The sequence below is a fragment of the Secundilactobacillus sp. MJ173 genome (genome assembly GCF_059704265.1).
The window spans coordinates 20,777-28,977 of sequence record NZ_BAAKGN010000037.1 but is presented as its reverse complement, the minus strand read 5'-3'; the positions used below and the strand labels follow the sequence as shown (position 1 = coordinate 28,977).

Genomic DNA, 8,201 nt, shown 5'->3' with positions numbered 1-8,201 from the left:
GTCCACTTGACAGGAGTCGAGCCCAGGGCGCTTTTTCGGTGCCATCTCAATTGGCTGATAACCGCAAGTGAGGTTGATTCCCATCAAGCTATACTTGTGATTTTCGTTAACAATATCGACAGCGTTATAGTAAAATTTATGGTAATGGTTGACGTTTTAAAATGACATTCTTACGCTTTATCGCGCAAGTTAGCCGTTCTAAAATCTCCCCACACAGTTCCCTGCATGGTGAAGCACATTGTTTAGTTGACCGACATTTCACTGTCAGATGGTCAACTCGGGCACCGAGACTCAGACTGCTAACCCTTGCTTTCCCAATTCAATCGAATCTTAAACTGATGGCACTAACGGATACGTTCAGGATCTTCGCTAATAATCAGCTGCAACACCGATTACGAAGAAAAAGACAGCTACCAATCAGTTTATTGATCATTCTAAAAGCGCCAAATATAGGGCCGGGAAAGTAAGACGGCATAGCTTGAGAATCAGAAACGGTTACCGATTACTCTAAAACAGGTGAGGGCTATGGCCGTTCGCTTTCCCTGGCACGCGTGATAAGACTGCGATCCAGGATCATATGTTTCTGTTGTCATAGTTACTCACCTCCAGTTATGGTTGCCGTGCGTTAGGGATTAAAAAACGCTCAGCCAACAATTGGCTGAGCGCATTGATTTGCACACTTAAATAACCTAAAAAGGTTGTTTCGCCAATCGTTGAGCTTTAGCACTATACGGCGTAGTTATTGGATAACAGCCACATTAGACCGAGCCTTTTTTTAACTCGGACAGCTGACTCATTGGCGTTTTTCGACGTTTCTGAGCAGTAGCGTTTTCCGTATAGGAGCCTCACCTAACGGCTTATTCAATTCCATACTTAAGTATACTCGAATTTAAAAAGAATGACAAATGATTTGCTGGCTGAAATAGTCAAGATTTTCAGCTTTCAGGAGCTATAATACAGCGATTAGCGCCGTTACTTCATCTTCGGTGGTTGACCAGCTTGTGACCAATCGGATCGCCGTATGCGTACTATCAACGTTTTCCCAGAACGAAAAATCAACCTGTTTTTTTAATTCTGGTAATTGTTTGTTATCGACCACAATAAACTGCTGATTGGTTGGGGAATCAATCAAGAATTGATAGCCCTTATCTTTCAGAGCCTGTCTCAATTTCATTGCTAAATTGATGGCGTGTTGGCTGATCTGAAAATAAAGATCGTCTGTAAACAGTGCATCGAATTGGACACCGATGAGACGCCCCTTAGCCAGCATCGCCCCTTGTCGTTTGATTTTTGTTGCAAAACGTTTAGGTGCGTTATGTTGGGTAAAGACCACGGCTTCACCTGCTAATGCACCAATTTTAGTGCCACCAATATAAAAGACGTCACAGTATTGGGCAATATCAGCTAAACTCAAATCGTTTTCTGGGCTCATTAAGGCGTACCCTAACCGAGCACCGTCCATAAACAAGGTGAGGTGATTAGTTCGGCAAATTTTGGAAAGCGCAGCTAGTTCCTGTTTGCTATAAAGTGTACCAACTTCGGTGGCAAAAGAGATGTATACCATCCCCGGGGCAACCATCTGACCATGATTTTCGTCGGCTTGCCAAGCATCCAAATAAGCTTGGAGATTTTTGGCAGTTACTTTGCCATCTTCTCCTGGAAGTGTCAGCACCTTATGGCCGGTATATTCGATTGAACCAGCTTCATGAAAATTAATGTGACCGGAGTCAGCTGCTACCACACCTTCATCACCATCTAATAAGTTTGAGATAACGACTTGGTTTGTCTGGGTACCGCCAGAAATAAAAAAGACTTCCGCGTCTGGCATCTGGCAGGCAGCTTTAATTTTTTGAGTGGCTCGTTTGGTATAGTCGTCTTGACCATAACCTGGTTGAGCATCCATATTAGTATCAACTAAAGCCTGTAAGACTTTCGGATGAGCGCCACGAGAATAATCGTTTGCAAAAGGTAACATATTTTCCCTCTTTTCGGTTGCGTAATTAAATGCTATGTATATTTTACGCTATTTTTGGCGATTAGGGGACTAGACATTTAGCATCAACCTTACCAAAAGACCTTAAAAGAACTATACTTAAATTGCGGAATAAAAGGAATCTTTTGATTAATTTAAGGAGTGATCTTTGTGTTACAACCAGGTGTTGTTTTGTTTGATCAATTAAGTGATGAAGCTAAATCTCGTGCAACTCACGACTTTATTGATTTTTACCTCAGAAAATATTCAACCAAGAGTCTTGAAATCTTGGCGGATTATCCTATTCAATACGAGATTGAACAAGTTAACCATGATATTCAGCAAAATTCTAATTTCCATCCAGACCGACTCCGTGATTATTTGTATCAAAATGATGGCGAGTTATTTGACAGAATTATCTCGTCACTTGATCAATCATTTATGGAAAACGGCGTTATGACTGACCAATCATATGATGAATGGTATCAAAAAAAGTATGATGAGATTTCAAAGGGTCTTTAATCATAATCTTTAAATACAAGCAAAAACCGATGAATCCTATCATAATAGGGTCATCGGTTTTTTGCTCGAATGTAGATTGATAAGTAGGTTAATCTTAGAGATGTCGGTTTTGCCTAGTAAACCGGCTTGATGAGTAAAAAGTAGTTTTAAAACTACTGCTAAAGTGTATCAAGATTATTTTAAATGGAGCTTAAAAATAGAATCAAGACGATATCATAGCACTTGTCACATATGATGCGTATAATTAAGAGCTATACAACTAGTTCAGTAATTGGAGGATATTTACATGAAAGTATTTGTTATCGGAGCTAATGGGAACGTTGGCCGATTGATCAGCCAACAACTCAGTGAAAAGGGCGAGGAGGTTGTTGCAGGTATCCGGAAGCCTGAGCAAGCAGCCTTTTTTGAAGACCATCAGATTAAGACAGCCCATGTTGACTTACTTGGCCGACCAGAAGAACTTGGTGTCACACTGGATGGTTTTGACGCCGTTATTTTTACGGCGGGCTCTGGCGGGAAGACCGGGGATGATATGACCCTGTTAGTCGATCTTGACGGTGCTGTTAAAAGTATGCAGGCGGCTCAAATTGCGGGCGTTAAGCGCTATGTGATGGTTAGTGCATTGTGGGCAGAAGATCGTAATCGCTGGAGTGATGCTATTCGGCCGTACTATGCTGCGAAATTTTATGCGGATGAGTGGTTACGGTATAGAACCGATTTAGATTACACGATTGTGGAACCTGGAGCACTCACTTTTGATGAGGGTACTGGTAAAATCAATACTAGCGGCTTAGAAGGCGGTTCAGTCGCTCGTGAGGACGTTGCTCGTACAGTCGTTGCCTCATTAGACCAGCCTGGAACTATTAATAAGACAATTCCACTGATTACCGGTGAAACACCGATTGAAGAAGCCTTAAAAAACATTTAAGCCACAGGTATGTGCCTATCTTTCAGAATGATCAGGGTTTATAGTGATGAACAGAGAAACAAAATGACTACCAATCACTTTTGAAGGAGGGGGTTTCAATGACAAATTATTCTCAATGGTTGCCCTATCTTGCCTACGTATTTCTAGTGATGATAGGGATAGGGACTCTAGCTGGTCAAAAGCGAACGGTAGGCCAAATGGTCACCATCGTCACGTTTGGTGTTTACCTTGCCATTGTGGGTTATTTGACGTTAACACCAACTTCATATGCATTTGGCAGTGTTCCAACAATGCGACCGTTTTGGGTTGGTAATGCGCCAACTAACCCAATTCCATTTCGTGGTATCGAGATGGATTTCTACCTGAATATTTTGATGATGGTGCCCATGGGCGTTTATTTAAGATTATTGTGTAAAGCCGATTTTCGCCAAATTATTGGTATTGGTGTTTTAATTGGTTTAGGTATCGAAAGTACTCAGTTTATTTTGGATAGCTTTCTGCAAATGTCACGTTGGGTTGATATTAACGATATTATTACCAATGCGGGCGGTGTCGTAATTGGCTACGCAGTGGTCTTGCTGTTACAGCATTCGCCACTAAAACGGCTGGTGAGATATTTTTCAATTAGCTCATTGAGATTTACAAAATAAAAGTATTAAAAAAGCGGCTGGCCGAAAAATCGACCAGCCGCTTTTTTGATTGTTTTATTGTTCTTCATACCATGGATAGTGGAACATACCGTCACGGTCGACACGCTCGTAAGTGTGGGCACCGAAGTAGTCTCGTTGTGCTTGCAAGAGGTTAGCAGGCAAGACTGCTGAACGATATGAATCATAGTAAGTAATCGCAGCACTGAATGATGGCACTGGGACACCCATCTTCACAGCTAAAGCAACAACTTCACGCGTTGATTCTTGATACTTCGCAGCAATATCTTTGAAGTAGTCATCTAGCAATAAGTTAGTCAAATCAGGTTTCTTGTCGTAAGCATCGGTGATGTTTTGTAGGAAACGTGCACGGATGATGCAACCAGCGCGCCAGATTTGAGCTAATTGACCATATTGTAAGTTCCAGCCGTAAGCTTCTGAAGCGAACCGTAGTTGCTCGAAGCCTTGAGCGTAACTCATGATCTTACTGAAGTAGAGGGCTTGGCGAATCTTTTCAACCATTTCCTTTTTGTCACCAATCTCTTCGTTAGCTTTTGGTGCAGCTAAAGTCTTAGAAGCGGCAACACGTTCATCCTTCATCATTGAGATGTAACGGGCATAAACGGCTTCAGTGATCACTGATTGTGGTACCTGAACGTTCAAAGCATCTTCTGAACTCCACTTACCAGTACCCTTGTTGTTACCACGATCCAAGATCATATCAACGATTGGTTTAGTCTTGTCATCGCCAAGATCATCTTTACGGCTCAAAATATCAGCTGTGATTTCGATCAAGTAACTGTCAAGTTCACCCTTGTTCCATTCCTTAAAGATATCAGCCATATCATCAACGGAAATGCCTAAAACGTTACGCATAATGTTGTAGCTTTCGTCAATGAGTTCCTCATCGCCGTATTCGATACCGTTATGCACCATTTTGACATAGTGACCAGCACCATTAGGGCCAATGTAAGTGACACAAGGTTTGCCATCTTGGGTGGCTTTTGCTGAAATTTGTTCTAGAATTGGGGCAACTAAATCGTAGGCTTCTTTTTGACCACCAGGCATTAACGATGGTCCTTGGAGGGCACCCAGTTCACCACCGGAAACACCCATACCGATAAAGTTGATCCCTGATTTATCAAGTTTTGCGTTACGTGCCATCGTATCGTGGAAGTTAGTGTTACCACCATCAATTAAAACATCACCCTTGTCGAGTAACGGAATTAATTCATCGATAACAGCGTCAGTTGGCTTACCAGCTTTAACCATCAAAAGAATACGACGTGGCTTTTCTAGTGAATCAACGAATTCTTCAATCGTGTGACTAGGAACCAAGTTCTTGTCGCTGTGATCTTTCATCACCTGATCAGTCTTTGAAGCCGTACGGTTATAAATACCAACAGTGAAGCCGCGGCTTTCGATATTAAGGGCTAAGTTCTTACCCATAACAGCCATCCCGACAACACCGATATTTGCTAATTTATCTGCCATTACAAACCTTCCTTTTAATAAAATAGTAATTGTAGCACAGCCTTAGTTTAACATTTCACAATTGGAATGTGAAGAAACAGCTCCGATTTAGGACATAAAAAAATAAGTTGTAAACTTAATGTTTTGTTGAAGGGAAGTGCTTTCAAATATTTTATAGCAGTATGAAACTAATAAAATTTCACAAGTGATGAATAGTTCAAAATAGACGATAAAAGACCCGCAATTCTTAGAATCAAGAACTGCGGATCTCTTAGTTTAATCTCAATTAATTACTTGTTTAAACGGTATACCCATTGACGGTGATCGCGTTGGATCAATTCGTCAGCAGATGCAGGGCCCATTGAACCTGGGGTGTAGTTAGGGAACTGTGGTTGTTGCAAGTCCCAAACCTTACGAATTTGGTCCACGAAGCGCCATGCATAGGAAACTTCTTGCCAACTTGAGAAGTTGGTACCGTCACCCTTCATAACGTCATGAAGTAGGCGTTCGTATGGTTCTGGAGTAGCTTTTGAATCCTTAGCATCAACGAAGTAGTCCAAATTGATTGGTTCAGTTTGGAAACCTTGACCGTTAGTCTTAGCGTTCAGACGTAGTGAGAAACCAGCGTGTGGTTCGATGTACATCGTCAAAACGTTAGCTTCAAGCGGTGCGTTGTGGTTTTGTGGGAATGAGAAGATGTCGATGAGCGGCTTCTTGAAGACAACGTCCACGCGGGTGAACTTGTCAGCTAACATCTTACCAGTCCGGATGTAGAATGGGGTACCTGACCAACGGTAGTTATCAAACAATAACTTACCAGCAACGAAGGTATCGTTGTTTGAATCGTGAGGGACATTGTCCTCATCACGGTAGGCACGTTGGCTATCGCCGGGGCCATATTGACCACGGACGAAGTTAGTTGAAGCTTCAGCAACGTTGTAAACCCGAAGTGAACGTAATGCCTTCACTTTTTCAGCACGGATATCAACATCGGTGAAGGAAACAGGTTGTTCCATGGCAAGCAAGCTGACGATTTGCATAATATGGTTTTGAACCATGTCACGTAAGGCACCGGAGTTGTCATAGTATGAAGCACGTTCCTCAACACCCAGTTTTTCGGATAATGTCACTTGAATGTTGTCAATGTAACGGTTGTTCCAGAGAGATTCAATCAAAGTGTTACCAAAACGAACAGCTTCGATGTTTTGAATCATTTCCTTACCTAAGTAGTGGTCGATTCGGAAAATTTGTTTTTCATCGAATGACTTGCTTAAGGCGTCGTTTAATTGTTTAGCTGAGTCAAAGTCACGACCGAATGGTTTTTCAATCACAACACGGTCAAAGCCTTCAGTGTCGGTCAAACCTTCAGTCTTTAAGAAACCAGCAACGGTACCGAAGAATGATGGTGCAAGTGAAAGATAGAAGATCCGGTTGCCGTTTAATTCATACTTCTTGTCCAAGGCATCCGCACGGTTCTTCAAAACTTGATAATGTTCCTTGTCGGTAACATCGTGTGCTTCGTAAACAAAGCGTGAAACAAACTTTTCAGCATCTTTGTCAGTCTTAGTGGTTCCAAGTGACTTACGCACTTGGTCCCGGAATTGTTCATCCGTTAGTTTTTCACGAGAAGTTCCGAGAACGGCAAAATGTTCTCTTAAAGTTCCTTTTTTATATAAGTTATACATGGAAGGATAAAGTTTCCGGTAAGCTAGGTCACCAGTCCCGCCGAAGAAGATAAATAGTGAAGTTCTTTCTGCAGCCAATACAGTCACTCCTTAAATTTTGTGAGGTAAAGTAGTCATTGACGAGTGCGCCGTAGACAAAACGATATCGTCTAGACCACTCGTGTCGAAATTATTATATAACAAATTCCTAGTAAATAAAGGGAATTAAGAAAAGTTTCTTGAACAAGTTGATCACTTAAATAAAATATCGGCTATAAACCTTTATGAAAAAAGCTTTCATATAAAACAACAATTTTGAAAGAAAATTTTAGAAAACAAAATTTCAACTTGGAAATGGCCTTCATTTTATCCGAAACAGCGCAACAAGCCAATTGAAAATTCTCAGTTTAATGACATTATTAAGGATAATACTGGTGCGTTAAGCGTATTTATGGGCTAATTTAGCTCCAGCAGCGGCAGCAATGGCAGCGATGATATCATCTAAGAAGGTATTGACTCCCTTACCCTGAACGGTATCCAGCCGCTTTAGGATACCGTGTTTTTCGCGGTCGAGATAGCCAAAATTAGTGGTTGCAATTTTACCGTAGATACCAGAGATGCCTCCTTCGGCAAGCAACTCGTCTACACCAAAGACCCCCGCGTCGTTTTCAACGATACTTTGCAACGGTTCGGGCAGTTCTTTTTGGGTTGCCAATTTGTCCAAAGCAATCCCCACCATGGCATTGTTCATGACTTCTCGCTTATGGAGCACATCGATAACGGCTGACATGGCTTCCTCTTCTTGAAGTTCGGGAATGAATTGCAGCTGCATCTGATAAGTGATTGATGCGATGTCCTCAAGCTTAATGTTTTTACTTTCGAAGTAAGCGATGATACTGTCATAGGCGGCAGTATCTGGATACTTAAAGTTTCGGTTATTCAACTTCATCATCCTTTCGAAAAGACGTTACTTCCAGTGTACCAAAAAAGGGCAG

7 protein-coding genes and 1 riboswitch are annotated in these 8,201 nt (G+C 41.7%); of the genes, 3 read left to right on the top strand and 4 right to left on the bottom strand.

Going from position 1 to position 8,201, the window contains the following annotated elements:
- Window positions 1–698: 698 nt before the first annotated feature.
- Window positions 699–864: riboswitch (M-box (ykoK) riboswitch) on the bottom strand.
- A gap of 85 nt (window positions 865–949) precedes the next feature.
- On the bottom strand, window positions 950–1,975 hold the full coding sequence (locus tag AC6H04_RS06215) for a threonine aldolase family protein (RefSeq protein WP_497570873.1): 1,026 nt from the start codon (window positions 1,973–1,975) through the stop codon (window positions 950–952).
- A gap of 168 nt (window positions 1,976–2,143) precedes the next feature.
- On the opposite strand from AC6H04_RS06215, the gene AC6H04_RS06210 reads away from it, so the two are divergent.
- From AC6H04_RS06210 to AC6H04_RS06200, 3 genes are all read left to right on the top strand, one after another.
- On the top strand, window positions 2,144–2,494 hold the full coding sequence (locus tag AC6H04_RS06210) for a hypothetical protein (protein ID WP_497570872.1): 351 nt from the start codon (window positions 2,144–2,146) through the stop codon (window positions 2,492–2,494).
- Window positions 2,495–2,780: 286 nt separating this feature from the next.
- The gene (locus AC6H04_RS06205) at window positions 2,781–3,422 is read left to right on the top strand and encodes an SDR family oxidoreductase (RefSeq protein WP_497570871.1); all 642 of its coding nucleotides are present in this window, start codon (window positions 2,781–2,783) and stop codon (window positions 3,420–3,422) included.
- Between the two features lie 98 nt (window positions 3,423–3,520).
- Window positions 3,521–4,072, top strand: a complete 552-nt coding sequence (locus AC6H04_RS06200; RefSeq protein WP_497570870.1) for a VanZ family protein — start codon at window positions 3,521–3,523, stop codon at window positions 4,070–4,072.
- Window positions 4,073–4,126: 54 nt separating this feature from the next.
- Here the strand turns inward: AC6H04_RS06200 and gnd are convergent, their stop codons facing one another.
- The 3 genes from gnd to AC6H04_RS06185 form a co-directional block, all read right to left on the bottom strand.
- Window positions 4,127–5,563, bottom strand: coding sequence for an NADP-dependent phosphogluconate dehydrogenase (gene gnd / locus AC6H04_RS06195; protein WP_497570869.1), 1,437 nt, complete (start codon window positions 5,561–5,563; stop codon window positions 4,127–4,129).
- Between the two features lie 269 nt (window positions 5,564–5,832).
- Window positions 5,833–7,305: a glucose-6-phosphate dehydrogenase gene (gene zwf, locus AC6H04_RS06190; protein WP_497570868.1), complete on the bottom strand. Its 1,473-nt coding sequence runs from the start codon at window positions 7,303–7,305 to the stop codon at window positions 5,833–5,835.
- A gap of 340 nt (window positions 7,306–7,645) precedes the next feature.
- A complete protein-coding gene (locus AC6H04_RS06185; RefSeq protein WP_497570867.1) occupies window positions 7,646–8,149 on the bottom strand; it encodes a phosphatidylglycerophosphatase A family protein in 504 nt (167 codons plus the stop codon).
- Window positions 8,150–8,201 lie beyond the last annotated feature (52 nt).